Origin of the sequence: Haloarchaeobius ordinarius, assembly GCF_051801355.1 — an archaeon.
GTDB lineage: Archaea > Halobacteriota > Halobacteria > Halobacteriales > Natrialbaceae > Haloarchaeobius.
The window spans coordinates 2,273,383-2,297,949 of the sequence record NZ_CP196560.1; the positions used below are offsets into that span (position 1 = coordinate 2,273,383).

Annotated in this window: 26 protein-coding genes and 1 pseudogene; 16 read left to right on the plus strand and 11 right to left on the minus strand. The window is 66.1% G+C overall.

The features are described from left to right. Positions 1-66: 66 nt before the first annotated feature. Entirely contained in the window at positions 67-426 is a 360-nt protein-coding gene (locus ACSC1R_RS11880) for a DUF6684 family protein (protein ID WP_439025953.1), read from the minus strand. A 52-nt stretch (positions 427-478) separates the two neighbouring features. Then, positions 479-895: a DUF7541 family protein gene (locus ACSC1R_RS11885; protein WP_439025954.1), complete on the minus strand. Its 417-nt coding sequence runs from the start codon at positions 893-895 to the stop codon at positions 479-481. Positions 896-1,077: 182 nt separating this feature from the next. Here ACSC1R_RS11885 and ACSC1R_RS11890 point away from each other — a divergent pair, with 182 nt between their 5' ends. Then, complete coding sequence (locus tag ACSC1R_RS11890) at positions 1,078-2,244, plus strand: thiolase domain-containing protein (protein WP_439025955.1); 1,167 nt, start codon at positions 1,078-1,080, stop codon at positions 2,242-2,244. Next, a complete protein-coding gene (locus tag ACSC1R_RS11895; protein ID WP_439025956.1) occupies positions 2,241-2,630 on the plus strand; it encodes a Zn-ribbon domain-containing OB-fold protein in 390 nt (129 codons plus the stop codon). Before ACSC1R_RS11890 ends, ACSC1R_RS11895 begins: the two co-directional genes overlap by 4 nt. Before the next feature lie 231 nt (positions 2,631-2,861). Here ACSC1R_RS11895 and ACSC1R_RS11900 read toward each other — a convergent pair. Then, positions 2,862-3,782, minus strand: a pseudogene (locus ACSC1R_RS11900) (alpha/beta fold hydrolase); the annotation flags it as partial. 486 nt (positions 3,783-4,268) lie between these two features. On the opposite strand from ACSC1R_RS11900, the gene ACSC1R_RS11905 reads away from it, so the two are divergent. Next, the gene (locus ACSC1R_RS11905) at positions 4,269-4,919 is read left to right on the plus strand and encodes a helix-turn-helix domain-containing protein (protein ID WP_439028714.1); all 651 of its coding nucleotides are present in this window, start codon (positions 4,269-4,271) and stop codon (positions 4,917-4,919) included. Between the two features lie 16 nt (positions 4,920-4,935). Here the strand turns inward: ACSC1R_RS11905 and meaB are convergent, their stop codons facing one another. Then, positions 4,936-5,997 carry a methylmalonyl Co-A mutase-associated GTPase MeaB gene (meaB, locus tag ACSC1R_RS11910; protein WP_439025957.1) on the minus strand — a complete coding sequence of 354 codons (1,062 nt, stop codon included), beginning with the start codon at positions 5,995-5,997 and terminating at the stop codon, positions 4,936-4,938. Beyond that, the gene (locus tag ACSC1R_RS11915) at positions 5,994-6,410 is read right to left on the minus strand and encodes a cobalamin B12-binding domain-containing protein (RefSeq protein ID WP_439025958.1); all 417 of its coding nucleotides are present in this window, start codon (positions 6,408-6,410) and stop codon (positions 5,994-5,996) included. Before ACSC1R_RS11915 ends, meaB begins: the two co-directional genes overlap by 4 nt. 194 nt (positions 6,411-6,604) lie before the next feature. On the opposite strand from ACSC1R_RS11915, the gene ACSC1R_RS11920 reads away from it, so the two are divergent. The 7 genes from ACSC1R_RS11920 (at position 6,605) to nucS (ending at position 13,629) form a co-directional block, all read left to right on the plus strand. Beyond that, the gene (locus ACSC1R_RS11920; protein ID WP_439025959.1) at positions 6,605-7,213 is read left to right on the plus strand and encodes a DUF420 domain-containing protein; all 609 of its coding nucleotides are present in this window, start codon (positions 6,605-6,607) and stop codon (positions 7,211-7,213) included. 94 nt (positions 7,214-7,307) lie between these two features. Beyond that, positions 7,308-7,871: a TlpA family protein disulfide reductase gene (locus ACSC1R_RS11925; protein ID WP_439025960.1), complete on the plus strand. Its 564-nt coding sequence runs from the start codon at positions 7,308-7,310 to the stop codon at positions 7,869-7,871. Next, a complete protein-coding gene (locus tag ACSC1R_RS11930) occupies positions 7,865-8,584 on the plus strand; it encodes a cytochrome c biogenesis CcdA family protein (protein WP_439025961.1) in 720 nt (239 codons plus the stop codon). Before ACSC1R_RS11925 ends, ACSC1R_RS11930 begins: the two co-directional genes overlap by 7 nt. 48 nt (positions 8,585-8,632) lie before the next feature. Next, positions 8,633-9,082 carry a hypothetical protein gene (locus tag ACSC1R_RS11935; RefSeq protein WP_439025962.1) on the plus strand — a complete coding sequence of 150 codons (450 nt, stop codon included), beginning with the start codon at positions 8,633-8,635 and terminating at the stop codon, positions 9,080-9,082. Positions 9,083-9,436: 354 nt separating this feature from the next. Continuing rightward, positions 9,437-10,501: a S1C family serine protease gene (locus tag ACSC1R_RS11940; RefSeq protein ID WP_439025963.1), complete on the plus strand. Its 1,065-nt coding sequence runs from the start codon at positions 9,437-9,439 to the stop codon at positions 10,499-10,501. A gap of 104 nt (positions 10,502-10,605) precedes the next feature. Beyond that, positions 10,606-12,777 carry a catalase/peroxidase HPI gene (gene katG, locus ACSC1R_RS11945; RefSeq protein ID WP_439028715.1) on the plus strand — a complete coding sequence of 724 codons (2,172 nt, stop codon included), beginning with the start codon at positions 10,606-10,608 and terminating at the stop codon, positions 12,775-12,777. Between the two features lie 75 nt (positions 12,778-12,852). Next, positions 12,853-13,629, plus strand: coding sequence for an endonuclease NucS (gene nucS / locus ACSC1R_RS11950; protein ID WP_439025964.1), 777 nt, complete (start codon positions 12,853-12,855; stop codon positions 13,627-13,629). Positions 13,630-13,633: 4 nt separating this feature from the next. Here nucS and ACSC1R_RS11955 read toward each other — a convergent pair whose 3' ends face one another. The 3 genes from ACSC1R_RS11955 to ACSC1R_RS11965 form a co-directional block, all read right to left on the minus strand. Further along, the gene (locus tag ACSC1R_RS11955; protein WP_439025965.1) at positions 13,634-14,407 is read right to left on the minus strand and encodes an ABC transporter permease; all 774 of its coding nucleotides are present in this window, start codon (positions 14,405-14,407) and stop codon (positions 13,634-13,636) included. 85 nt (positions 14,408-14,492) lie between these two features. After that, complete coding sequence (locus ACSC1R_RS11960; protein WP_439025966.1) at positions 14,493-15,572, minus strand: TrmB family transcriptional regulator; 1,080 nt, start codon at positions 15,570-15,572, stop codon at positions 14,493-14,495. A gap of 99 nt (positions 15,573-15,671) precedes the next feature. Then, positions 15,672-16,604 carry an ABC transporter ATP-binding protein gene (locus ACSC1R_RS11965; protein WP_439025967.1) on the minus strand — a complete coding sequence of 311 codons (933 nt, stop codon included), beginning with the start codon at positions 16,602-16,604 and terminating at the stop codon, positions 15,672-15,674. Positions 16,605-16,700: 96 nt separating this feature from the next. On the opposite strand from ACSC1R_RS11965, the gene ACSC1R_RS11970 reads away from it, so the two are divergent. Continuing rightward, positions 16,701-17,891, plus strand: a complete 1,191-nt coding sequence (locus ACSC1R_RS11970; RefSeq protein ID WP_439025968.1) for an NAD(P)/FAD-dependent oxidoreductase — start codon at positions 16,701-16,703, stop codon at positions 17,889-17,891. Positions 17,892-18,155: 264 nt separating this feature from the next. After that, the gene (locus tag ACSC1R_RS11975) at positions 18,156-18,278 is read left to right on the plus strand and encodes a hypothetical protein (RefSeq protein ID WP_439025969.1); all 123 of its coding nucleotides are present in this window, start codon (positions 18,156-18,158) and stop codon (positions 18,276-18,278) included. 163 nt (positions 18,279-18,441) lie between these two features. Here ACSC1R_RS11975 and ACSC1R_RS11980 read toward each other — a convergent pair whose 3' ends face one another. Both ACSC1R_RS11980 and ACSC1R_RS11985 read right to left on the minus strand, forming a co-directional pair. Further along, positions 18,442-18,816, minus strand: a complete 375-nt coding sequence (locus ACSC1R_RS11980; RefSeq protein WP_439025970.1) for a winged helix-turn-helix transcriptional regulator — start codon at positions 18,814-18,816, stop codon at positions 18,442-18,444. Between the two features lie 49 nt (positions 18,817-18,865). Next, positions 18,866-19,603 (minus strand): DICT sensory domain-containing protein, encoded by a 738-nt coding sequence (locus tag ACSC1R_RS11985; protein ID WP_439025971.1) that lies wholly within the window; start codon positions 19,601-19,603, stop codon positions 18,866-18,868. Positions 19,604-19,747: 144 nt separating this feature from the next. Between ACSC1R_RS11985 and ACSC1R_RS11990 the strand changes: the two genes are divergently transcribed. The 4 genes from ACSC1R_RS11990 (at position 19,748) to ACSC1R_RS12005 (ending at position 23,390) form a co-directional block, all read left to right on the plus strand. After that, entirely contained in the window at positions 19,748-20,710 is a 963-nt protein-coding gene (locus ACSC1R_RS11990) for a ring-cleaving dioxygenase (RefSeq protein ID WP_439025972.1), read from the plus strand. Next, the gene (locus ACSC1R_RS11995; RefSeq protein WP_439025973.1) at positions 20,707-21,363 is read left to right on the plus strand and encodes an alpha/beta hydrolase; all 657 of its coding nucleotides are present in this window, start codon (positions 20,707-20,709) and stop codon (positions 21,361-21,363) included. Before ACSC1R_RS11990 ends, ACSC1R_RS11995 begins: the two co-directional genes overlap by 4 nt. Beyond that, entirely contained in the window at positions 21,364-22,398 is a 1,035-nt protein-coding gene (locus ACSC1R_RS12000) for a VOC family protein (RefSeq protein ID WP_439025974.1), read from the plus strand. Positions 22,399-22,463: 65 nt separating this feature from the next. Then, positions 22,464-23,390 carry a DUF7537 family lipoprotein gene (locus tag ACSC1R_RS12005; RefSeq protein ID WP_439025975.1) on the plus strand — a complete coding sequence of 309 codons (927 nt, stop codon included), beginning with the start codon at positions 22,464-22,466 and terminating at the stop codon, positions 23,388-23,390. 503 nt (positions 23,391-23,893) lie between these two features. Here the strand turns inward: ACSC1R_RS12005 and ACSC1R_RS12010 are convergent. Further along, positions 23,894-24,316 carry a CoA-binding protein gene (locus ACSC1R_RS12010; RefSeq protein WP_439025976.1) on the minus strand — a complete coding sequence of 141 codons (423 nt, stop codon included), beginning with the start codon at positions 24,314-24,316 and terminating at the stop codon, positions 23,894-23,896. Positions 24,317-24,567 lie beyond the last annotated feature (251 nt).

The window sequence follows — 24,567 nt, forward strand, 5'->3', positions numbered from 1 at the left end:
GGTGGCTGAGGGTTACACCCTAAAGAAAGATTCGGGACGCCCGCGGTGTGTCGGTTCGGAGAAAAATCACTCGGCGGCCGAAGCCTCGGACGCAGGTTCGCTCCCGTTCTCGTCTTCGTCCGCGTCGTGGTCGGCTGTGCCGTACGCGCGCTCCTGGTGTTCTTTGGTCATGTGGCCTTCCGCCTCGCTCTCGTGTGCGTCACCTTCGATCGCGAGCGCCGAGAAGTACGTCAGAATCGCCAGCAGGACGAACGGCGTCACGATGAGGGCGAACATCAGGATGGAGTACGTGGAGTCCCACGAGAACGGGCCGTACACCATCGGCACGAACAGGACGAGGAAGAACAGCATGATTCCCAGCGGAATGACGTTGACCGTGAGGTCGAGCAGCGTGTCCTTGTCGAAGATCTTCCGTTGTTGCGCCATCGTTGTCGGTGGCTTCGGCGCGGCGACCAAATAGGTTGTTGATTCGGCGCGGTCAGGATGCGGTCGACCCGTCGAGGGAGGTCTGGAACAGGCCGACCACGGCGGCGACCAGCGTCACGATGCCGGCCATCGCGATGGAGACGCCCCGGTAGGCGATGCGGTTGTCGACGCCGATGAGTTCTGCACCGCCCACCGTGCCGCCGAAGTCGACGAACAGGTAGGCTCCGACGACGACGAGGAGGACCGCGAAGCCGGCCATGACGGTCCACGGGTGGTCGACGTAGCCAGTCTCGGCGAAGATGCCGGCGACGCTGCCACAGAACATGAGCAGTCCGAACACCGAGATGGGGAGGCTGCCGAACAGCACGCCGACCTCGGAGACCGCCAGCCCGACCGCGATGAGCATTGGCCAGGCGCTCGCCTTCGGACGCTTCGGCGCGCGTGTGGACGACTGCGATTCCTCTGCCATGAGAAGGGCTTGGGAACGGAGGTATAAACACGTCACGAACCCCGGCGTCGGCCGCGGCAGACGCACGACAGCCAAGAAATTATCTCGAATCCGAGTAAACAGTTTTGCCGGTACGCGGGCTGTCTCGGCTGTCGAGGCGTTAACCACGACATATTAAACGCTTCCCGGACTAGTCGGAGACGATGACAGAGGTACGAATCGCAGGTGTCGGACTCACGAAGTTCGGGGCCTCCCCGGAACGGACGGGCCGGGACTTGTTCGCGGAGGCTGGACTCGACGCCCTCGAGGACGCTGGGGTAGGGAGAGAGCACGTGGAAGCGCTCTTCTACGGCAACTTCATGGGCGAGCTCGCGGAGCACCAGGGCCACCAGGGGCCGCTGATGGCGGAAGCCGTCGGCGTCGAGGCCCCGGCGACCCGATACGAGGCGGCGTGTGCCTCCTCCGGTGTCGCGGTCCGCGAGGCGGTGAAGAACGTCCGGAACGGTGAGAAGGACGTCATCCTGGTCGGCGGCGCGGAGCGGATGACGAACCTCGGGACGGCCGGGGCCACGGAAGCACTCGCCATCGCGGCCGACGACCTCTGGGAGGTCAAGGCCGGGATGACGTTCCCCGGCGCGTACGCGCTGATGGCGAACGCGTACTTCAGCGAGTACGGCGGCACGCGCGAGGACCTCGCCGCTATCGCGGTGAAGAACCACGAGAACGCCGTGCCGAACGAGAAGGCACAGTACCAGCGCGAGATAACGCCCGACGACGTGCTCGGTGCGCCGATGGTCGCCGAGCCGCTGGGCCTGTACGACTCCTGTCCCATCTCGGACGGCGCGAGCGCACTCGTGCTCGTCTCGGACGAGTTCGCCGAAGAACACGACATCGACGCTCCGGTCTCCATCACCGGCTCCGGGCAGGGTGGCGACCTGATGGCGCTGCACGACCGCGACTACCTCGCACGCTCTCCTGCGGCGGACAAGGCCGCAGAAGAGGCGTACGCGGACGCCGGTATCTCGGCGAGCGACGTCGACGTCGCAGAGGTCCACGACTGCTTCACCATCGCCGAAGTGCTGGCGATGGAGTCACTCGGTCTGTTCGAGGTCGGTGAGGGTATCTCGGCCGCGCGCGAGGGCAAGACCACGCGAGAGGGCGACCTCCCGGTCAACCTCTCCGGCGGTCTCAAGGCCAAGGGGCACCCGGTCGGCGCGACCGGCGCGTCCCAGGTCGCCGAGATGACCCAGCTCCTGCGTGGGGACCACCCCAACAGCGAGTACGTCGAGGGTGCGACGACGGGCATCACCCACAACGCGGGTGGCACCGTCGCGAGTGCTGTGGTTCACGTCCTGGAGGTGGTCGCATGAGCGACGGAACCGCGGTCAACGCCGGATACGACGACTGGCTGGACGCCATCGAGGCGGGCGAACCGTACTACCTCGAAGGCCCCGACGGTGACGGCTGGCTGCCGCCCCGCCGGGTCGACCCCGCGACCGGGTCGACCGAACTCACCGAGGAGCCACTCCCCGAGACGGGCGAGATAGAGACGTTCACCATCGTACACGTCCCGACGCCGAACTTCAGCGAGGACGCGCCGTTCGCCACGGCCATCGCTCGATTCGGCCCGGTGCGCGTGACCGGGATGGTCGTCGGTGTCGAGACGGCAGACGTCGAGGTCGGGATGTCTGTGACACTCGGGGTCGACGAGACGGAGACGACCGGTGACCGCGTCGTCGTCTTCCGCGCAGAATAGAGCGGGCCCGACAGCGGTCTCGCCTTTCGGACCGGGTTAGTTCTCGCCGGTCTCTTCGACGTCGATTTCGACGGTGTCCGACGAGGCGTCGCCAGAGTTGCGCTCGCTTTCGACGGTGACGCCCACGTCACCCGGCCGGTCGCGCTGGTCGCGCTCCTCGCGGTCGCGCTGACGACGCTTCTCGAGGCTCTGTTTGCGCTCTTCGCGGAAGGTCTCGGCCGATATCTCGGGCAGGTCCTCCTCGATGGCCTCGACGAACTTGTCGGGGTGTTCGTCGTGGGGCACCAGCATCGCGTAGTCGATGACGACGAGCCTCGCGCCCGTCGCGTCCGCGAGCCGTCGACCCTCGGCCAGCGGCGTGGTGTCTGCCTCGCGGCCCCAGACGAGCGTCACCGGGGCGTCCACCTCGGCGAGTGCGGTCGCGAGGTCCATCTCTGAGTCGAGGTAGCCCGAGAGGAACGACGCAGGTGCGTAGCGTGCGCCCGGCTGGTGCGTGGTCTGCCACTGGTACTCCTGTTTCGCCTTGTTGTACCCCGACATGTCGTAGTAGCCGTGGTCGGCACTGAAGTACTCCAGCGAGGGGTTCGAGGACATCGCGTTGAACAGCGCCGTGCCGACCAGGGGCGCACGCATGACCGTGCGGACGAGCGGCTTGCGCCCGCCGGGCATACTATCCGTGGTCGGACAGACGAGGATGAGCCGTTCGACGTCGGTCTGCTGGGCGGCTCCCGTCGCGTAGGCGCTCGTCAGAGAGGACGCGATGACCGTCGGGTCGTCTGTCACGTCGCGGATGAAGTCCGTCACGAAGTCCGTGTAGAGTTCGCTCGTGTACACCAGTGGCGGCCGGTCCGACAGCCCGTAGCCCGGGAGGTCGGGCGCGATGACGTGGTACGCCTTCGAGAGCGGCTCGAAAATCTCGCGCCACTCGTGGCTCGTCCCGGCCGCGTTGATGCCGTGGAGGAACAGCAGGTCCGGTGCGTCCGGGTCCCCGGCCTCGGTGTAGGAGACGTCCATCCCGCGCCAGCGGTAGGTGTGTCGTTCACCCGGGAGCGGTGGCGCGAGCGGTTCCGTCTTGCGCGAGAGCACGGCGTTCGTCGCGGCGACGGCACCGACCGCGACGCCTGCCGTTGCTACTGCCTTCTTGAGGTTCATACCTGAACTTCGTCGGGCTGTAACTTAATCTTGCCGACAATTGGGATTGAACTCCCCACGGACGCGACGGACAGTGGACGGAATCGTCGTCGGGTACTCCCATCGCAATCGTCGACCGAGTCACCCCGGCGAGTGGGGGGACCCGACCAGGTGGGCTCGGTCGATGGAAACCGTGCGGGCAGTGGGGAGAAGCCTGCCTGCGATGTCCGTTCCGGGGGGATGGTCCGAACAGTGAAACCCCACTACGGTGACGGTCCGGGAGTAGTCACAGGTCTCGACCGAACGAGGGTAGTGAGGCACCAACACGTTGGACGAGCAACCACATAATCCAGTAGCGGTAGTACTCCCGTCGTTTATGGTCCCTGTGGAGTCACCCGCGCAGGGACCCGGGTAGTTCACCATCGAATACAGGGTCAAACATAAACCGCTTTCAGGGACATGGCAACGATTGAAAGCTGACTGGCAGAGACCGCAAACACAGTGACGATGCTGGTTCTGGAGTTCAGTCTGGACGGCCCGCTTCTTCGCCACACACGCGAGGCGGTGCCAGCGATGCGACTGCGGGTGGAACGATTCGACGCGACGGACGAGAGACGGGTCAGGCTGTTGCTCTGGGCGGCCGGTGGTGACTTCGACGCGTTCGACGTGGCGCTGGCGGACGACTCGACGGTCGCGGCCCCATCCCGCATCGTCGAGTTCGACGACGGGCGGCTGTACCAGACCGAACTCGTCGGCGAGGGACTGCGCACGAGCGTCTATCCGACGCTCGTCGACGTGACAAGCGTCGTCTACGAGGTCGTCGCCGGACCCGACGGCTGGCGGTTCAACGTGGGCTTTCCCGACCACCACGCGTTCGAGCGGTTCCACGAGGTCTGTGTCGAGAACGGACTCAGCGTCGACCTCCATCGCCGGTACGAACAGCGAGACGGGCAGGGGACTGGCGGCTTCGGACTGACGGCTGCCCAGCACGAAGTGTTGGTGGCGGCGCTGGACATCGGCTACCTGGAGATTCCGCGCCAGAGTTCGCTGGCCGAACTGGCCGCGCGCCTGGGCATCTCGGAGAACGCGGCCTCGGAACGGTTCCGGCGCGCGGTCAAGTCACTCCTCGAATCGACGGTTCGGGTTCACGGAGGCTGAATCGTGGTCGGTGCCGCTACTCCTCGGAGACGCACGCCGCGATTGGCTGGATGACCTCGTCGGCGACGCTGTAGGGGTCCGTCTCACCGGCCACTACCCGGTCGACGATGTCTTCGACACCCCCGAGGCTGTCGAGTTCCCGCTGGACGAGTCCTGCCGCGTCGTCGCGCAGGAGCGTCCGAATCTCCTCGGCGATACGCTGGCGGCGCTTCTGTTCGAGCTGGCCCGACGCCACGAGGTAGTCGTGGTGCTCGTCGAACGTCTCGATGAGTTTCTCGACACCTGTGCCCTCTGTAGCGACCGTCTCGAGGACGGGTGGTTGCCACGGCTCCACGGCTGGCGCGTCGGCGGCGTCCTCGCCGCCGGGCATGTCGAGGTCGACCTCGGCGTCGTCGAATCCGTGGTGGCCGGCGTCGACCTGCATCGACCCGGACCCCATGTGGACCATCTCCAGGAGTTCCTGGACGGTGCGGTCCGCGCCGTCCATGTCGGCCTTGTTCACCACGAACAGGTCGCCGATTTCGAGGATACCCGCCTTGAGCATCTGGACGTTGTCGCCCGACGACGGCGGGACGAGGACACAGACGGTGTCCGCCGCCCGGACGACGTCTATCTCGTTCTGGCCGGCGCCGACGGTCTCGATGATGATCTTGTCCTTGCCGAAGGCGTCCATCGCCTTCACCGCGTCCGCGGTCGCCGTCGACAGGCCGCCCAGATTCCCCCGGGCGCTCATCGACCGGAAGAACACGTCCATGTCGCCGACGTTCGAGGCCATGCGGATGCGGTCGCCGAGGACGGCCCCGCCGGTGTACGGCGAGGACGGGTCGATGGCGACGATGCCGACGGTGTAGCCCTGCTCGCGGTACGTGCTGGCGAGTTTGTCCACGAGCGTCGACTTGCCAGCGCCGGGACTCCCCGTGATACCGATGACCTCGGCGTCACCGGTGTGCTCGTACAGCGCGGAGACGAGGTCGCGATAGCTCGGCTCGCGGTTCTCTATCTTCGTAATTGCTCGCGCGAGCGCGCGGTGCTTCCCCGCGAGGAGGTCCTCGAGCAGGTCGTCCGTACTCGTGCTCATCGTTCCGGCGCGTTGTCCCGGACGAACTGGACCGTCTGCTCCATGGAGGTGCCCGGGCCGAACACCTCGGCGACGCCCAGTTCCTTGAGGTACGCCTTGTCGTCGTCGGGGATGACGCCCCCGACGAGGATGAGGGTGTCTTCGAACGCGTCGTACTCTTTCAGGCCGTCGATTATCTTCGGGACGAGCGTGTTGTGCGCGCCCGAGAGGATGGAGATGCCGACGACGTCGACGTCCTCCTGGACGGCGGCCTGGACGATTTCGTCCGGGGCCTTGTGCAGGCCGGAGTAGATGACTTCGAACCCCGCGTCGCGGAAGGCCCGTGCGATGACGTGTGCGCCGCGGTCGTGGCCGTCCAATCCGACCTTGGCCACGAGGCAACGAATCGACCGCTGGGACTGGTCGGTGCTCATGGCTGTCTTTTCCCTTGCGGCAGGTTTTACTCTAACGGAAGGTCTGTCCAGCGAGAGCGTCGGTTTCTACAACTCAGTCTGGATTAGCTAAACGGAAGTAGCGTTTCTGGGGCTCGATGTGCTCGTCGTCGCCCCGCGTCACCGGGTGACCGCAAGCGAAAGCGGTATTCCACCGTCGTCCCAACCCCTCGCCAATGAGTACCGCAGACGTCAGGACGACCGTCCGCGAGAACGTCCGCGAGACGACCATCGTGCTCACGGTCGTCGGGTACGCGCTCGTGCTCGGCACGTTCGCCGGCCTCGTCCCCATCTACCCCGACATCTCCCGCGAGATGACGAACCAGCTCTCACACGCCATCGCGGTCGTGAACACCATCGCGACCGTCAGCCTCGCACTGGGCTGGTACTGGATTCGCAACGGCGAGGTCGACAGGCATCGCAAGGCGATGCTGACCTCTTTCACGCTCATCCTCGTGTTCCTCGCGCTGTACCTCGTGAAGGTCGGTGGCGGCGGCGAGAAGGAGATCGTCGGCGCTGTCGGCGTCGTCTACTGGGCGTACATCGCCATGCTCGCGATTCACATCCTGCTCTCGGTCGTCTCGGTCCCGGTCGTCCTCTACGCGCTCGTGCTCGGACTGACCCACACGCCGGCCGAGTTGAAGCAGACCGCGCACGCGAAGGTCGGGCGTATCGCGGCGGGAGCGTGGATCCTCTCGCTCACCCTCGGGGTCGTCACCTACGTCATGTTGAACCACATCTACGACTACGAGTTCAGGACGATGCTCGTCGGGACGCTGTTCTGAGGGTCGTACAGGCGCCTCGTCCCTGTGGTCGCTCGTGCGCCGGCCGCGCACAGCCCGGTGGCGCTTTATATCTCACCGGTCCTCCATGTCCGACATGGATTCGCTCTCCCGCAGGGACGCCCTCCGACTGGCAGGCCTCGGTACACTCGGACTCGCCGGCTGCCTCTCCGGCGGCGGTACAGGCTCAGACTCGACAGACGGTGGCGATGGGGCTGGTGGCTCCGGTACCACCGCCGCCTGGCAGGACGCCGAACTCACGAACGTGCTCACCGGTGAGACGTTCAGCGTCTCACAGTTCGAGAAACCGGTCCTCGTCGAGACGTTCGCCGTCTGGTGTTCGAACTGCAAGCGCCAGCAGGACGAACTCATCGAGTTCCACGAGGCGGTCGGTGACGACGTGGTCAGCGTCGCCTTGAACATCGACCAGAACGAGGACGCCGAGAAGGTCCGAAAGCACGCAGAATCCCACGGCTACGACTGGTACTACGCCGTCTCCCCGACCGCCGTGACTCGCCAGCTCGTCGACGAGTTCGGCACGTCGATGACCTCTCCGCCCATCGTCCCCATGCTCCTGCACTGTCCCGACGGCTCGACGACGCGCCTGAAGGACGGCCACAAGACGACGAGCTTCCTCCGCGAGCAGGCGAACGGATGCTAGACCGGTTCGTCGAGGTGTTCGTCATCGGGTTCGCCACGCCGTTGACGGCGGCGTGCGCCTTACCCCTGTACCCCGGGTTCCTCGCCTACCTCTCGTCGCAAGGTGAGGAGACCGCGCTCCCGTCGGGCGTGCTCGCGGGACTCGTCACCCTCGGCGTCATCGCGTTCATGGGCGTGGTCGGCCTCCTGTTCTCGTTCCTCCTCGGCGAGTCGCTGACGACCGTCGTCGAGGTGGTCTCTCCCGTCGCCTTCGGCGTCCTCGCCGTACTCAGCATCGCCCTGCTGTTCGACCTCGACCTCGCACACCGGCTGCCGACGAAGGAGCCGCCCCAGACCAGCCATCCGGCCTCCACGGCGTTCGGGTACGGGTTCTTCTTCGGAGCGATCGTGCTCCCCTGTAACCCCGGCCTGCTGGCGTTGTTCTTCGCCCGCGCCCCGGTGTTGTTCGACACGCCGGTCGAGGGCTTTCTGGGGTTCCTGTTGTTCGGCATCGGGATGGGGACGCCGCTGCTCCTGTTCGGCCTCGTCTCGCAGTCCGCGGGCCAGCGGGTGACTCGCACCCTCGCCAGGCACAGTTCGGCCATCAACCGGGTCACCGGCGCGGTGATGTTGCTCGTCGCGAGCTACTACCTGCTCGTCGTCTTCGACGTGGCGGGTGTCTCCGGTCTCGTTGGCCCCTACTTCGACGCGGTGTTCGGGGCGTTCTCGGCGTAAGGTGACGCCCCGGAGAAAGCTTTTACCGGCCCCGTGACACGTGCCGGTATGCGCGAGTCGCCCTCTCGCTCCTACCTCGCAGCGACCGCCCTCGCCGGCGTGCTCGCCGTCGCAAGCGCGTGGTTGCCCTGGGTGCGCAAACTCCCGGTCGGAGACACCGACGGCCAGCCGTACTACACCAGCGAGTTCGTCGCCGGCATGGAGACCGGCTTCCGCGGGACCGACGTGGCCATCCTCGGGCCGGTCGTCGTCGCGCTCATCGTGGTCGCCATCTCCAGGGTCCGGCGCTGCCGGCCCGACGTGGTGGTCGCCCTCGCCGGTGCGTTCGTCACCCTGACCGGCTGGACCCGGTTCCAGGAGTTCGCTGGCGTGGAGCGTTACGCGCCAGAACCGGGGGTGTCCCTCGCACTCGCGACCGGCCTGCTCTTGCTGCTGACCGGGGGCGGCGCGTACCTCCGCGGCGTCCTCCAGCGACGACGTGACGGACAGACGGCCTGACCGGTTCGCCCGCACGACTTCGCCACCCTATCTCACCACTCCGGAACAGTTCGCCGTCCTCCGGGCAGGTCCTGCACCGCGGACTCGAACGTTTCGAGCGACCCGCCTATCCGGACCAGGACCGGAATCCGAAGTTCGGACAGGTCACTCCCGGTGAACACGGACGGCGGAGCCGAGCGCGAGCGTCATGGACACCGGCAGTGCGAGTGAAGCCCGCCCGGGCGACGGCTCTTGAAATCGCGGCTGCGACGACCGGGTCGTACAGCCGTGACTCCCGGGCCAGACTCCGCTCGGCGTCTGGTTTAAATACAACCGAGACTTACCCAAGGTTAGTGCGAACGTGTCGCACACGACATGACTTCCCCTGATTCCACGTACGCAGCTCTGTACCGCCGGACTATCCCCGCCGTGGTCTCCGTCTACCCGTCTTCGGGAGATGGGCTCTCCGGAGCCGGGTCCGGGTTCGTCTACGACGAAGACGGTCACATCGTCACGAACCACCACGTCATCGCCGGAAACCACGGTCCTCGCCCTGCCTCCCGCGAGGTCTCCCCGGACGACACCGACAGACTCGAGGTTCGGTTCTCTCGCGGCGAGTGGCGGACCGCCACGCTGGTGGGTTCCGACCCCGCGACCGACCTCGCGGTGTTGCGCGTCGCCGACCTTCCGGCGTACGTCACGCCCCTCCCCGTCGCCGAATCGAACCCCGAACCAGGCATCCCGGTCGCCGCGCTCGGGAACCCGATGGGTCTCGACGGCACCATCTCGGCCGGCATCGTCTCCGGTGTGAACCGGTCGATGCCGACCCACGAAGGGTTCACCATCCCCGACACGGTCCAGACCGACGCCCCCATCAACCCCGGGAACTCCGGCGGCCCGCTCGTCACCCTGTCGGGTGCGGTCGTCGGCGTCAACCGCGCCAGACAGGGGGACAACATCGGCTTCGCCATCTCGCCGAAACTCGTCCAGCGGGTCGTTCCCGAGCTCGTCGCGGCCGGGCGTGTCGAGCACGCGACGCTCCACGTGCGGACCATGGACGTCTCACCCACGGTTGCCGAGGCGAACGGGCTCGCCGAACCGCGCGGGGTGCTGGTCGTCGAAGTCCGTGAAGGGCCCGCGAGCGGTGTCCTCGGTGGGTGCACCGACACGATGACCCTCAGGGGACGGCAGGTCCCCATTGGCGGCGACGTCATCACGGGCATCGACGGGCAGGAACTACACACCCACGAGGAGCTCGTTCGTTACCTCATGACCGAGGTTCGACCCGGCGATACGGTCGAGTTAGCCGTCGGGCGGCCTGCCGGAGAGACGACGGAGCGCCTCGTCGTGACGAACCGGGCGAACTCGCACGTTGACACCGGAAGCGGTGACTGGTCGGACGGGGACGGGACCGGCGGAACGCGGATTCCGCTCGACTGACCCCCCAGTCCGGAAAATACGGGGAGCGAGCCACCACGAACAAAAGTTCATAGATTCGGCAGAGTCTTTGGGCGATTGTGAAGACTTCATTTCCGAAGTAGACAATCTTAACTTGGGAACGCAACAAATGCCCTACGATGACTGGGTCCAACCAAGAGTGGTGGCCGAACAAACTGAACCTGGAGATCCTCGACCAGAACGCGACCGACGTCGGTCCGATGGACGAGGACTTCGACTACGCAGCGGCGTTCGAGGAACTCGACCTGGAGGAGGTGAAAGCGGACATCGAGGACGTGATGACGACATCGCAGGACTGGTGGCCGGCCGACTGGGGCCACTACGGCCCACTGTTCATCCGGATGGCGTGGCACAGCGCCGGCACGTACCGGACCGTCGACGGCCGAGGCGGCGGCGCAGCCGGAATGCAACGCTTCGCGCCTCTCAACAGCTGGCCGGACAACGTGAACCTCGACAAGGCGCGACGCCTGCTCTGGCCGGTCAAACAGAAGTACGGTCGCTCGCTCTCGTGGGCCGACCTGATGATCCTGACCGGCAACGTCGCCCTGGAGTCGATGGGCTTCGAGACGTACGGCTTCGCCGGCGGACGCGAGGACGCCTACGAGCCGGACGAGGCCGTCGACTGGGGTCCCGAGGAGGAGTGGCTCGCCGACGAGCGCCACGACGAGGAGGGCAACCTCGAAGGGCCGTTCGGTGCAGACCACATGGGTCTCATCTACGTGAACCCGGAGGGGCCGAACGGTGAACCGGACCCACAGAAGGCAGCCAACTACATCCGACAGACGTTCGACCGCATGGCCATGAACGACGAGGAGACCGTCGCGCTCATCGCCGGCGGCCACACGTTCGGGAAGACCCACGGTGCCGCCTCCGACGACAACCTCGGTCCGGACCCCGAGGGTGCGCCCATCGAGGACATGGGTCTCGGCTGGGAGAACGAGTTCGGCTCCGGCACGGGCCCCGACACCATCACCAGCGGTCTGGAGGGTGCATGGACCTCCGCGCCGACCATGTGGGACAGCGGCTTCCTCGACAACCTGTTCGAGTACGAGTGGGAACTGGAGAAGAGTCCCGCCGGTGCGTGGCAGTGGCGGCCGAAGGACGATGACGCGAAAGACGACGTGCCGGACGCCCACGACCCGGACGCGTCGAACCCGCCGATGATGCTCACGACGGACCTCGCCCTGAAGGAGGACCCCGACTACCGGGAGATATCGAAGCGGTTCCACGAGAACCCGGACGAGTTCCAGGAGGCCTTCGCGAAGGCCTGGTACAAGCTGACCCACCGTGACATGGGCCCGCCGACCCGGTTCCTCGGCCCGGAGGTCCCGGACGAGGAGATGCTGTGGCAGGACCCGCTCCCGGACGTCGACTACGACACTATCGGTGACGAGGAGGTCGCCGAGCTCAAGGAGGAACTCCTCGATTCGGACCTCTCGGTCTCCCAGCTTGCAAAGACCGCCTGGGCCGCGGCCTCGACGTACCGCGACAGCGACAAGCGCGGCGGCGTGAACGGCGCTCGAATCCGTCTTCGTCCGCAGAAGAACTGGGAGGTCAACGAGCCCGAGGCGCTCGAGGCCGTACTGGACACCCTCGAAGGGATCCAGGAGGACTTCAACAGCTCGCGTTCGGACGACGTGCGCGTCTCCCTCGCCGACCTCATCGTGCTCGGTGGCAACGCGGCCGTCGAGCAGGCGGCGGCCGACGCCGGCTACGACGTGGAGGTGCCGTTCGAACCTGGCCGTGTCGACGCTTCGCAGGAGCAGACCGACGTCGGCTCGTTCGAGGCGCTCAAGCCCACGGCTGACGGGTTCCGTAACTACCGCTCGGACGAGGCAGACCGGTCCGCAGAGGAACTGCTGGTCGACAGGGCCGACCTCCTCGACCTGACGGCACCCGAGATGACGGTGCTGGTCGGCGGCATGCGCGCGCTGGACGCGAACTACCAGAACTCCGACCTCGGTGTCTTCACGGACGAACCGGAGACGCTGACCAACGACTTCTTCCAGAACCTGCTCGACAACGACATCGAGTGGGAGCCGTCCGCGGACGACGACGACGTGTACGTCGGCCGTGACCGCGACACGGGTGAGGTCACGTGGAAAGGGACCCGCGCCGACCTCGTGTTCGGGTCGAACTCCCGACTCCGCGCCCTCGCGGAGGTCTACGGCGCAGACGACGCCGAAGAGCAGTTCGTCCACGACTTCGTGGACGCCTGGAGTTCGGTCATGCAGGCCGACCGCTTCGACCTCGAGTAAGCACGGCCGCCACCCGGTGTGGCATCGACCGCGAATCGGTCACCTTTTTCGTGTGCAGGCGGGAACCCGAGAGCCATGACGACGGAACGACACCACGCGCCCGACGCCGAGACCGTCGAGCGCGTCGTCCGAGAGGGACTCCGCGACGGAGCCATGGTCTCGGTGATGGCCGAGTGCGAGGTCGAGTACGACGGCCGAAGCGGCGGCTACCTCGGCCCTGGCGACCGCCTCGTGGTCTGCAAACCGGACGGGACTCTGCTCGTCCATCGACCCTCGGGACACAAGCCGGTGAACTGGATGCCCGGGGGCGCGACCATCAAGGTCGAGTTCGAAGACGACGACTCCGGGGACGCGACCGCACCCCTCCTCTACGCCCGCCGCTCGAACCCCAACGAGTACCTGCGCGTCTACCTCCACGATCCGTACCTGCTCACGCGCTTCGACGCCGACGACCCCGTCGAGTACCAGGAACGGGGAACCGAGGCCGAGATGCACGAGTACATCCAGCGCAACCCGGAGACGGCACTGGAACCGGGCATCCGCATCGTCGAGCACGAGCGCGAGACGAAGTACGGGTTCATCGACTTCTTCGCAAAAGACGAGTCGGGCGTCCCGGTCGTCGTGGAGGTCAAGCGCCGGCAGGCGACACTCAACAACTTCGACCAGCTCAAACGCTACATCGACCTCTACCGGGAGTCGAACCCCGAGGTCCGCGGGATGCTCGTCGCGCCCTCTGCCAGCGACCGGGTGAAGCGGGCGCTCCGGGACAACGACATGGAGTTCGTCCGTCTGGCCGAGTTCGACGTGGAGAAGCGAGAGGCCAGCGAGAAGACACTCTCTGACTTCCTCTGAGAACTCAGTCAGTCTGTGGAATCGCTCGTGCCCCGAGCGCGAAGAACACGACCGCGAGGGCCGCGAGGACCGCCAGCGACTGGACTGCGTCGAGGCCGAGCACGACCGTTCCGCCCTCTGTGCCCGCCCAGATGGCCTGTCGGAGCCCCTGTGCGAAGTACGTCAGCGGCGAGAGCGCCATGATGGGGTGGAACCACTCGGGGAGCATGCTCGGCGGAACGAACGTCTCCGAGAGGAACAGCAGGGGGAGCCCGACCGCGTTCGCGGCCGTGATAGCGCCGTCCTGTGAGTCCGCGAAACTGCCGAGCAGGGAGCCGACGCCACAGAAGCAGACCACCCCGAGCGGGACGAACGCGAAGATGAGGGGCGAGAACGTGACGCCCGCACCGGTCAGGAGGACGGTCAGGACGAGCAGGACGAACGCCGCGATGCCGATGATGGAGGTGTTCACGAGCGTGTGTGCGGCGAGCCACTCCGCCCGCGAGAGCGGGGTCGTCGAGAGTTTCTCGAACCTGCTGCCCTCGCGGTGGCGCGCGACCTCGGAACCCATGCGGGACAGCGGCGTCTGCAGGACGACCACCGCGAGGTAGCCCGGCACGTAGTACGCCGGGTCTTCGGCGAACAGCCCCCCGCCGGTCGGGTTCGTCTGGACCAGCGCACCGAAGATGCCGATGAGCAGGATCGGGAAGAAGAACGTGAAGAACACTGCCACGCGGCGGCGAAGGAACGAGTGCCACGCCGCGACGAACTCCGAGCGGACGCGTCTCACCGTCGTCATACGACACGCTCGGGTGTGGACCTGCTAAGGCGCGTCGGTTTCGGTGCGCGAGAGACGCTGCTGGCGGAGGTCGACCCGGATGGCCTCACTCGGCGGCTTCGAGCGTGACCGACTTCGCCTCGTAGTCCTCGATGAACGCGCCAGGGCCACCGATGGACACCTCGACGGTCTCGCCGTCTTCGTCTTCGACCGCGATGACCAGCGAGTTCTCGACCGCGATGGAGCTCTTGACGACCGGTTTGACGAGGGTCTGGTGGACCTCGACGACCCGGCCGGTGAGCGTCACGGCCTCGTCGTCGCCGTGGACCGGCAGCGCCTCCACAGTGGCGACGATGTCGATTCCCTGGTTTCGGTACCGGGTCGCTGCGAAGACGGCGTGGCGGAAGCCCTGGTAGGTGACCGGGAGCGGTTCGGGGTCCGCGACCGCGGCCTCCTCGGCGACCGGCCAGTAGTTGCCGAAGAACGAGCCGACGAGGATGGGGACCAGTTGCTCCTGGGCGATTGCGACGGCCTGCTCGCCGGTGTTCGAACGCGCCAGCAGTTCGTACGGCGCGAACACGCCCAGTCTGGTGTCGACGGTGAACAGGACCGGTGCTCGCTCCTCCCAGACGCGGACGACGCTTGCGACCGGGCCGTCGCCGTCGGCGAACTCGACCTCGGGCGTTTCGGAGCCGGTGAGGATGAGGAAGACGAGCACGTCACGGCTGGTGGTCTCCCGGAGTTCGTCTTCGATCTCCGGCAGGACGCTCGCCGGAATCGAGAGGGTGACCTCGTCGGTGGCGGTCGAGAGGAACTCCCTGATACGCTTTATCACGGTGGCGCGAGCCTTGATGACCTCGAACTCGCGTTGCTCCTCGGTGACGCGGTTCCATCGTTCCGCGAGGTCCGGGCCGAGCGACCGTAACTCGGTCGTGAGCCGTTCGATGACCTCCTCGGGCGGGTTCGCCCGGATGAGCGTCGGCACGGCGTGGTCGTTCACCTCGACGAAGCCGCGCTCTTCGAGTTTCTCGCTCACGCTGTAGACGTAGCGCTTCGAGACGCCTGCGTCCTGGGCGATGGTGCTCGCTTTCGCCTCGCCGTGGTCGAGGATTGTCAGGTACGTGTCTATCTCCTTCTCGGAGAGGCCGAGCCGCTCCAGCCGGTCGGTCAGGGTCCTGTCGTCCATTGTATCGTGCTCACGTGGTTCGTACGGGAACCCACGACCGTCCCTGCCTTACCGCTTTCGTGACGAGGCCCACGACTGGGCCGAGACTCCGACCCTGTCTCAGTCGGCCGCCGATTCCACCGGCACCGCCTCGCGCCCTTCGAAGGCCTCGCCGGTGAGCGAGAGGTAGACGTCTTCGAGGTCGGGTTCGGCCCACGAGAGTTCGGTGTAGGAGACTCCGGCACGGTCGAGGGCGGCGACGACCTCGCCGATGGCCTGCGGGTCGACGCCGTCGAGTATCGCCCGGTTGCCGTCGGTCCGGGCCGACCAGGTGTCGAGCGCCGTCGCAGCGGCCGACACGTCACCGTCCACCGTCACGGTGAGTCGCCGGTCGCCGCCGTGGGCCCGGACCAGTTCCTGCGGTGTGCCGACTGCGGCGAGTCCGCCGGCCGAGAGGAGGCCGACCCGGTCCGCGAGTCGCTCGGCTTCGGCCATGTCGTGTGTCGTCAGGAAGACGGTCGTCCCGCCGGCCGCGAGCGACTCGATGCGGTCCCAGAGAGTCCGTCGGCCGGCCGGGTCGATGCCCGTCGTCGGCTCGTCGAGGAAGAGCACGTCAGGGTCGTTCACGAGCGTCGCACCGAGACAGACCCGCCGCTGCTGGCCGCCGGAGAGGTTCTCGTACCACGTGTCGGCAGCGTCCTCGACGCCGACCTCGACCAGTATCTCGTCTACGTCCCGCGGGTCGTCGTACAGCCCGGCGTAGTAGGAGACGACCTCACGTGCAGAGAGGCGTTCCGGCGGCGAGAACGACTGGGGCAACACGCCGAGGCGTTCCTTCGAGACGGCTTCGGGGGACGACCCGAGCAACTGCGCCGTCCCGGCGTCCGGTTCGACCGTCCCCGTCAGCGACCGCACCAGCGTGGTCTTGCCCGCACCGTTGGGGCCGATGAGGGCGAACACGTCGCCCTCGTCGACGGCGAAGGAGACGCCGTCCAGGGCCACCGTCTCGCCGTACGTCTTCCGGAGTCCGTCGGCGACTATCGCGTCGGTCATGGCCGACGGTTGGCCGCGAGACCGTAAGAAAGCTCGATTTCTCTCGTATCCCCCGTCACCCGACCGACTAAGCAGGCGGAACCCCTACGCCGGAGCATGAAGGTCGCCGTCCTCGGTGCCGGCTACGCCGGTGTCACCCTCACGAAGAAACTGGAGAAGTCGTTGCCGGACGACGCCGAGCTCGTGCTCGTCGACGACACGGGCGTCCACCTGGTCCAGCACGAGTTACACCGGGTCGTCCGCCGCCCCTCCGTGGCCGACGCCATCACGGTTCCGCTGTCTGAGATACTCGACCGGGCCACACTCCGCGAAGGTCGCGTCACGGCGGTCGACACCGACGTCCGAACCGTCTTCTTCGCGGACGACACCCGTCTCGAGTACGACGTGGCAGCGGTCTGTCTCGGTGCGGAGACCGCGTTCTACGACCTGCCCGGCGTCGAGGCACACTCGACGCCCCTGAAGCGACTCGAAGACGCCCACGCGATTCGGGCGGACTTCCTCGACGTGCTCGACAGGAGGAGAGACGGCGACGACAGCGACGACGACGACGACGACGGCCGCGTGGTCGTCGGCGGCGCAGGGCTCTCCGGCGTCCAGGTCGCCGGCGAACTCGCAGCACTCGCGGCCGAAGAGGACGCCGGCGTGACGGTGACGCTGCTCGAACAGCTCGACAGTGTCGCGCCGTCGTTCCCCCGGAACTTCCAGGACGCCGTCCACGACGCCCTGGTCGCTCGGGGCGTCGAGGTACGGACCGGCGCGACGGTCACGGAGGCGACAGACGACGAGATTCGACTGGCGGGTTCCGACCCGCTTCCCTACGACCAGCTCGTCTGGACCGGCGGCATCCGCGGGCCGGACGCGCTCCGCGGCGAGCGACCGGTCGTCCGCAGCAACCTGCGACTGGACGGGACGACGTTCGTCGTCGGTGACGCCGCGAGGGTTGTCGACGACGCCGGGACAGCGGTTCCAGCCAGCGCACAGGCGGCCATCCGGGAGGCCCGGGTCGCCGCCAAGAACGTGACGCGACTGGTCCACCACCTGCAAGACGCCGACGTGAGCGACTTCGAGCCGCGACTGGAGCGATACACCTTCCAGTCGCCGGGCTGGCTCGTCACCGTCGGCGACGGTGCGGTCGCACAGGTCGGTCCGAGCGTCCTGACGGGGCGTGCCGCCCTGACGCTCAAGACGACCGTCGGTGCTGGCTACCTCTCGTCGGTCGGGGCCATCGAGGAGGCGGTCGACCTGGTCAACGAAGAACTCGGCCTCGACCCGCACGAGGAATCGTAGCCGAACAGCCCGTTGCCGAACAGCCGGTTCGGCGAGTCACTGCGCGACACCGCCCACTCGTGTGCGACCTGACCGTGCCTCGTCGGCAGTTCCTAACGCCTCGTTCGGTCCGGTAAGCACCCGATTACCTCCACAAAACGGACTTCTCAGTCCGGCGAGCGGTCGATGCGGAGCACGGTACGAACCTCATAACTTTGGGCGAAAGGGCCATTTGATAGCACGTCGCAATCCGCCGTCCCCGAGATTGCACGAACTGGGGGGAGTATGAAACAACAACAGAGCAAATGCAAGCTGGTGTACTGTACGAACGGCTGGGTCGAGATAAAGGAACTCGGCCACAAGGACGCGTGGATCGCCACCGACTCACCCGTCCCGATACTGGAGTGACAGTTGGACAGGAGCCGACGAGGAGTTCTGACAGGACGGGCGTTCGGTAGTGTGCGGCGTGCAGGAACCGACGGTGCCCGGCATCGCGCCGACTGAGACGGACACGACCAGCGACCATCGGCGGTGTCGAACGATTTTCGAAGACGCTACGAAGCGGGCCGACTCACTCGCCGGTCGGCGGAATCTCGGCCGTATCGTCGTGGCCGTCAGCCGGCTCTATCCACTCGGCTGCCCACTCACCGATAGCGTCGAACACCGGACAGAGTGATTCACCCTTCTCAGTGAGCGAGTAGAACGTCGCGACGGGCGCGTCCTCCTCCAGTCGACGGTCGACGAAGCCCATCTCCTGCAGGTCGTCGAGCACGCGCGAGAGGGTACGCGAACTCGCGTCGGTAGAGCGCTTGAGTTCGTTGAAGCGCTTCTCGCCGTCTTGCAGGTCGTGCAGGACGATGAGTCGCCACTGCGAACCGATCTGTTCGAGGGAGTCGATGACGGGGCAGGCCGCCGCGTTGGGATTGTCGTCCGAACTCGTTGCCATCGTACCCGGATACGACACCACTCCACTTAGAGGTTCGTATCCGAACCAGCTATCTTTTCGGAACTGGTTGGCTGGCCTCCCGCAGCGCCGCCAGACGAGCGAGAATCTGGTCGGTCGTCCCGGCGTCGTACGTCCAGAACCCGTAGAACTCGTTGTCGCCGGTCTCCTGGGCGAGCAGGGCCGCCTTCCGGTCGTCCTGCCCAGCGCCGTCGTAGACGACCCACCAGTGCTTGACGACCTCGTTCGCGCTGCTCGCATGCACCTGTACGTCGAGTGCTTCCGGACGCTCCCAGTCGGCTTCGCCGTAGACGTACACGTCCAGGTCGGCGGTCGACAGGTTGTTGTAGACGGTGCGCTGGAGGTCCACCTTCGAGAGCTGCTGGAAACCAGAATGCAGGGCTCCCTTCCGGTCGTTCCACGCCCGGAACTCGACGATTCGTGAGGCCATACTCATCCGGCGCTTGTCGTAGGATTCGAACCGGGTACCGTCGAGGTGCGCGATGACCGCGGGAATCTCCGTCGTGTGCGAGGGCTGCCCGCGCTGGCTGGCGAACCTGGCGACGGTCTCGAGCGAATTCGCCGCCACGAACTGGCCTCCCGACTCCAGCAGGAGCGTGTTCCTGGGCTTCCCCGACGCGGTCCTGTCTTTGACCTTCTTCACCTCGTGCTTCGAGAGGAACCGGCCGACTGCGTTCAGCGCGTTCTCGTTCGTGACGTTGCAAGCGTGCAGCGTCTTCGTGCCCATCTGGGTCTCGCCGACGATGCTGCCGAGCGACCTCGTACTCATACCTGGTGTTACCCGACCGCCGCCCTACCTGTCCTGCCCAACGTGTTAGGGACGCAACCGGACTGTGCACCCCCTGACATCGATGTCCCCTGGTTACACGAATGTCAGATTAGGTATATGTTTGTGGCGTCCCTAGGACGCTCCATGCAAACTGACGGTATCCACCACGTCACGGCGGTCGCGAGCGACCCCCAGCGGAACGTGGACTTCTACACCGGGGTCCTCGGCCTCCGACTGGTGAAGCGGACGGTGAACTTCGACGACACCTCGACGTACCACCTCTACTACGGCGACGAGGTCGGCACGCCGGGCACCATCCTGACGTTCTTCCCGTTCGACGGCGGGCAGGGCGGCCAGCCCGGTACGGGCCAGGCGACGGCCACCGCGTTCGCCATTCCCGAAGACGCGGTCGACTACTGGCTCGACCGGTTCGACGACCTCGGTGTGGACCACGACGACCCCCACTCACGCTTCGACGAGACGGTCGTCCCCTTCCGCGACCACGACGGCCAGCCGATGGAACTCGTGGCGACCGACGCGGACGCCGAGACCGGCATCGAACCCTGGACGGACGGACCGGTTCCCGCCGAGTACGCAATCTGCGGGTTCTACGGTGTCACCCTGCACTCGATGGACCCCGACGTGACCGGCTCCGTGCTGGAGACGCTCGGGTACGAGCGCGTTGAGGAGACCGACGACCGGGTCCGTTACACCGTCGGTGGCGACGATGCAGATGGCGCCCGCGCCAGCGTCGTGGACATCTTCCGGGGCGTCGGTGGCCGGGGCGTCCCGGGCGCGGGCACGGTCCACCACGTCGCCTTCCGCGTGCCCGACGACGAGGCGCAAGAGGAACTCGCGACCGACCTCGACGAAATCGGCCTCCACGTCACCGACCAGAAGGACCGAAACTACTTCCGCTCGGTCTACTTCCGCGAACCCGGCGGCGTCCTGTTCGAGGTCGCCACCGACGTGCCCGGCTTCACCGTCGACGAACCGGTCGAGACCCTCGGGACCGACCTCAAACTTCCCCCGTGGCTCGAAGACGACCGCGAGCGACTCGAAGCGAGCCTGCCATCCCTCGACGGCGCGGAGGTGACGAGTCGATGAGCGCCGACGCCCACCAGGACCAGCCCCTTGCCAGTGCGGGCGCACCCCTCGACGTGGCCGACGGTGCCGTCGTCATGCTCCACGGGCGCGGCGCGAGCGCTCGCAGTATGCTCGCGATGGCCGACGAGTTCCTCGTCCACGGCGTCGCGTTCCTCGCCCCGCAGGCCCAGCGCGGGACCTGGTACCCGAACTCGTTCATGGCCCCCATCCCGTCGAACGAACCCCATCTCACCTCGGCGCTGCAGGCCGTCGATGACGCCGTCGAGACAGCCACCGACGCGGGCATCCCCCTCGAGCGTATCGCCCTCGTGGGCTTTTCGCAGGGGGCCTGCCTCGCCAGCGAGTTCGTCGCCCGGAACGCCCGGCGCTACGGCGGCCTGATGGCGCTCTCCGGCGGCGTCATCGGCCCCGAAGGAACCCCGCGAGACTACGAGGGGTCTCTCGACGGAACGCCGGTGTTCCTCGGCTGCAGCGACGTCGACCCGCACATCCCGCTCGAACGTGTGCAAGAGACCACCCAGGTGTTCGAGGACCTGGAGGCAGACGTGACCGAGCGAATCTACCAGGGCATGGGCCACACGGTCAACGAGGACGAGATAGCACACGTCCGCGACATCGTGGCGGGTCTGGTCGACGGCACGGGGGAGGACTGAGTGACGGCACCACACGACGACGAGTCCGCGGCCACCTCCGACCCTGCGACCACCTCCGACCCTGTGGAGATGCCGCCCGCCGTCTCGGGCCTCCACCACGTCTCCGCCCTGTCGGGTGACCCGCAGGAGGCGGTTGACTTCGTGAGCGACGTGCTCGGGATGCGGCTGGTCAAGCGTACCGTCAACTACGAGGACCAGTTCGCCCACCACGTCTACTTCGGCGACGGGGCGGGCAGCCTCGGCTCCCTGCTCACGCTGTTCCCGTCGAACGCCGGCCCGGACGGCCGGGTCGGTCCGCCCCAGCCCGGTGAGACCGCACTGGTGACTCCCGAGGACTCGCTCTACTACTGGGCGGACCGCCTCTCGGCGCACGGGGTCGACTACACCGAGTTCACGCGCTTCGAGGAGGAGGGCCTCGCCTTCGAGGCTCCAGACGGGCTGCCACTGGAACTCGTCGCGACCACGGATGCCGGACCCGGGTTCGAGCCGTGGGCAGACGGACCGGTCCCGACCGAGCACGCCATCCGGGGGCTCGCGGGGACGACACTGCTCTCTCCGGCCCCCTACCAGACGGCGCGCGTCCTCGAACACCTCGGGTACGAACTCGTCGCCGAGACCGACGACCGGGTTCGATATCAGGTTCCCGGCGACCACGCGACCATCGTCGACCTGTCCCTTCCCGAGTCGGCTGGCACAGACGGACACGGCTTCGGCCGCGATGGGAAAGGCACCGTCCACCACGTCGCGTTCGGCATCCCCGACCGCGATGCCCTGCTGGCGTGGTACCACTACCTCCGCGATATCGGGCTGGAACCGACCCGCATCACGGACCGAACGTACTTCCAGTCGCTGTACTTCCGGGACCCCGGCGGCATCCGGTTCGAACTCGCGACCGAGGGCCCGGGGCTGACGGTCGACGAACCGGTCGAGGAACTCGGTGGGGCGCTCCAGTTGCCCAGGTGGGTCGAAGACGACCGGGCGGAGATAGAGAGACGACTGCCACCGGTCGACTGGCCAGCAGCTACCGTCCGCTAATCGCCCGTCGGACGACGACCCGCGTCACAGCTAGATTTACCACGACTCGCACCGTCTACAGGTGAATGAGTTCCCGTCACCCACCGACTCGGCGCTTCCTTCTCGTCGCTGTCGTCGTCATCGTCGCCCTCGCCGGGTGTACGGGAGGGGCAACGCCTGACGGTACCGAAGCAGACTCGACCACCACGGCGGCACCCACCGACGTAGCGACCCCCACGACAGATGATACCGCCGCCGATGGCTCCCCGACCGAACCGACGGCGACGACCGGAGGGCAGACGAGCGACGAGACGCCCGGGACCCGGGTGCACCCACTCGACGCAACGCGGCTGTCCACCACACACGCGACCTCGCTCCAGGACGCCCAGAACTTCACCCTCGACTATTCGATGGACCTGACCCAGGTGACTCCGGCCGAGACCCAGACCTTCGCCGTTGACTGGACCGTCAGGGCCGACCTCGTGACGGGCACACAGACTCTCGAAGGGACCCTCGCTGGAGACGGATTCACCACCGGCGGCGACAACTCGACGATGCAGTTCGACCTCTACGTCGCTCCCGATGGAACCGCTACCCAGCGCTCCACGTTCGGCGACACCGTCCAGTACCAGCACGTGAGCGCCGACGAGTACGAGGTTTCGACGTACCTCACTGCCATGAACGCCACCGCCACACTCGACCACGAATCCGCTACTCTCACGTACGACGGACAGACGACGGTCGACGGTGAGACGATGTACGTCTACACGGCCTCCAGCCTCGAACAGTTGTATCTGCCCACCGACCAGGCAGACGCCTCTGAGTTCGACCACAGCTCCGTGTCGATGGCGGACCTTCGCCTCGTCGTCGACGACGCAGGCACCCTCCGAGCGATGCAGTACGACCTCGAGATGACCGAAGACGACGCCGAACTGACCCTCCACTTCGTGCTATCGTACAGTGATATCGGCACGACGACAGTCGAAGAACCCGACTGGCTCGACGAAGCGTAACTGCTCCTGAATGACGGAGTGCGCGAGTGAAACCCCGGTCTGCTGGACTGAAGTATCCAGGGCCGCGCGCGACGACTCAGATGAAACGTCTACAGGAGACTGATGGGTTCTGCAGAATCGTGGACTTCACTCGCAGCGGCGCTGCTCGCTAGTTCAAATCCTTCGTGCCCAGATTTAGCTCGTCACGAAGTTCCTCGGAAAATCATGGGCGCTGCAGGCTCTGGTTCGACTGTCGAACGAATCGACCTTTGAAGGGTGAGGCAGCCGAAATCGACCGTCTCAAAACCGCAATTAGTATCAAATAATTTATTTTTATCGATTCCGATTCTCCTCTCTGTGAGACAGCGCGAGTTCAGGATGAGGGGGTTCCAGTTGAGAGAGGATACAGCTATAGGAATGATACCAGACGCAATCGTTCCGGATGGGCCCTCTGAGTATATCTCCTCTGTCGATTCGAGAGAAAAGAACTGAGAGAGGCCTCAACACTGCGGCAGATCGGTCACTCAATCCATGGGATTGCGAACGAGCTGGCCGTGCTCGACCTTCATACAGCGATCCTGAACCACGTCCAGACCGGCCGCTTCGGCTTCCAGTGCTGCCCGGTCGTTCCGAATCCCGGGCTGCATCCAGATCGCTTTCACATCGTCACGAGCGAGCGCCTGCGCGACTATCTCCGGAACCTCTTCGCTCGGCCGGAAAATCTCGACAACGTCGACTGTCTTTTTCACCTCGGTGAGTGAATCGGACGCGTGTTCTCCGAAGACCTCGTCGGCGTTTGGATTGACGGGTCGTAGTTCGTAGCCGTGGCGCTGGAGGTACGCCGGTACGATGTGCGCTGCTTTTTCGTACGAGGTCGAAGCTCCGACGACTGCAACGTCATCGTATTCGAGAATCCGCCGGAGGCCGTCGGCGTCTTCGATCGGCATACCCACGGTAGGAACGGGCAGCACATGAGTGTATCTCTAGAGCTCACCCACTTTGACCGACATTGTCTCGTAGCCTGCTAGACATCACCACTGTTCCTCTATCGAACTGCTGCGAACGCGACGATCAGTGCCGCTGTGCCGAGTACAAGAAGCAGTCCGAGTTCTGAAGCGTCACTGTCGGGACGGTTCGGTCCGAATTTCGCCATGCGATTCGAGGGGGCTCACCCGACGGCAGGGAAAACACTTACCGG

Coding starts and splice junctions, on each gene's coding strand:
- ACSC1R_RS11880 (WP_439025953.1), bottom strand. CDS start 426: ATGGCGCAACAACGGAAGATCTTCGACAAGGACACGCTGCTCGACCTC.
- ACSC1R_RS11885 (WP_439025954.1), bottom strand. CDS start 895: ATGGCAGAGGAATCGCAGTCGTCCACACGCGCGCCGAAGCGTCCGAAG.
- ACSC1R_RS11890 (WP_439025955.1), top strand. CDS start 1,078: ATGACAGAGGTACGAATCGCAGGTGTCGGACTCACGAAGTTCGGGGCC.
- ACSC1R_RS11895 (WP_439025956.1), top strand. CDS start 2,241: ATGAGCGACGGAACCGCGGTCAACGCCGGATACGACGACTGGCTGGAC.
- ACSC1R_RS11905 (WP_439028714.1), top strand. CDS start 4,269: ATGCTGGTTCTGGAGTTCAGTCTGGACGGCCCGCTTCTTCGCCACACA.
- meaB (WP_439025957.1), bottom strand. CDS start 5,997: ATGAGCACGAGTACGGACGACCTGCTCGAGGACCTCCTCGCGGGGAAG.
- ACSC1R_RS11915 (WP_439025958.1), bottom strand. CDS start 6,410: ATGAGCACCGACCAGTCCCAGCGGTCGATTCGTTGCCTCGTGGCCAAG.
- ACSC1R_RS11920 (WP_439025959.1), top strand. CDS start 6,605: ATGAGTACCGCAGACGTCAGGACGACCGTCCGCGAGAACGTCCGCGAG.
- ACSC1R_RS11925 (WP_439025960.1), top strand. CDS start 7,308: ATGGATTCGCTCTCCCGCAGGGACGCCCTCCGACTGGCAGGCCTCGGT.
- ACSC1R_RS11930 (WP_439025961.1), top strand. CDS start 7,865: ATGCTAGACCGGTTCGTCGAGGTGTTCGTCATCGGGTTCGCCACGCCG.
- ACSC1R_RS11935 (WP_439025962.1), top strand. CDS start 8,633: ATGCGCGAGTCGCCCTCTCGCTCCTACCTCGCAGCGACCGCCCTCGCC.
- ACSC1R_RS11940 (WP_439025963.1), top strand. CDS start 9,437: ATGACTTCCCCTGATTCCACGTACGCAGCTCTGTACCGCCGGACTATC.
- nucS (WP_439025964.1), top strand. CDS start 12,853: ATGACGACGGAACGACACCACGCGCCCGACGCCGAGACCGTCGAGCGC.
- ACSC1R_RS11955 (WP_439025965.1), bottom strand. CDS start 14,407: ATGACGACGGTGAGACGCGTCCGCTCGGAGTTCGTCGCGGCGTGGCAC.
- ACSC1R_RS11960 (WP_439025966.1), bottom strand. CDS start 15,572: ATGGACGACAGGACCCTGACCGACCGGCTGGAGCGGCTCGGCCTCTCC.
- ACSC1R_RS11965 (WP_439025967.1), bottom strand. CDS start 16,604: ATGACCGACGCGATAGTCGCCGACGGACTCCGGAAGACGTACGGCGAG.
- ACSC1R_RS11970 (WP_439025968.1), top strand. CDS start 16,701: ATGAAGGTCGCCGTCCTCGGTGCCGGCTACGCCGGTGTCACCCTCACG.
- ACSC1R_RS11975 (WP_439025969.1), top strand. CDS start 18,156: ATGAAACAACAACAGAGCAAATGCAAGCTGGTGTACTGTACGAACGGC.
- ACSC1R_RS11980 (WP_439025970.1), bottom strand. CDS start 18,816: ATGGCAACGAGTTCGGACGACAATCCCAACGCGGCGGCCTGCCCCGTC.
- ACSC1R_RS11985 (WP_439025971.1), bottom strand. CDS start 19,603: ATGAGTACGAGGTCGCTCGGCAGCATCGTCGGCGAGACCCAGATGGGC.
- ACSC1R_RS11990 (WP_439025972.1), top strand. CDS start 19,748: ATGCAAACTGACGGTATCCACCACGTCACGGCGGTCGCGAGCGACCCC.
- ACSC1R_RS11995 (WP_439025973.1), top strand. CDS start 20,707: ATGAGCGCCGACGCCCACCAGGACCAGCCCCTTGCCAGTGCGGGCGCA.
- ACSC1R_RS12005 (WP_439025975.1), top strand. CDS start 22,464: ATGAGTTCCCGTCACCCACCGACTCGGCGCTTCCTTCTCGTCGCTGTC.
- ACSC1R_RS12010 (WP_439025976.1), bottom strand. CDS start 24,316: ATGCCGATCGAAGACGCCGACGGCCTCCGGCGGATTCTCGAATACGAT.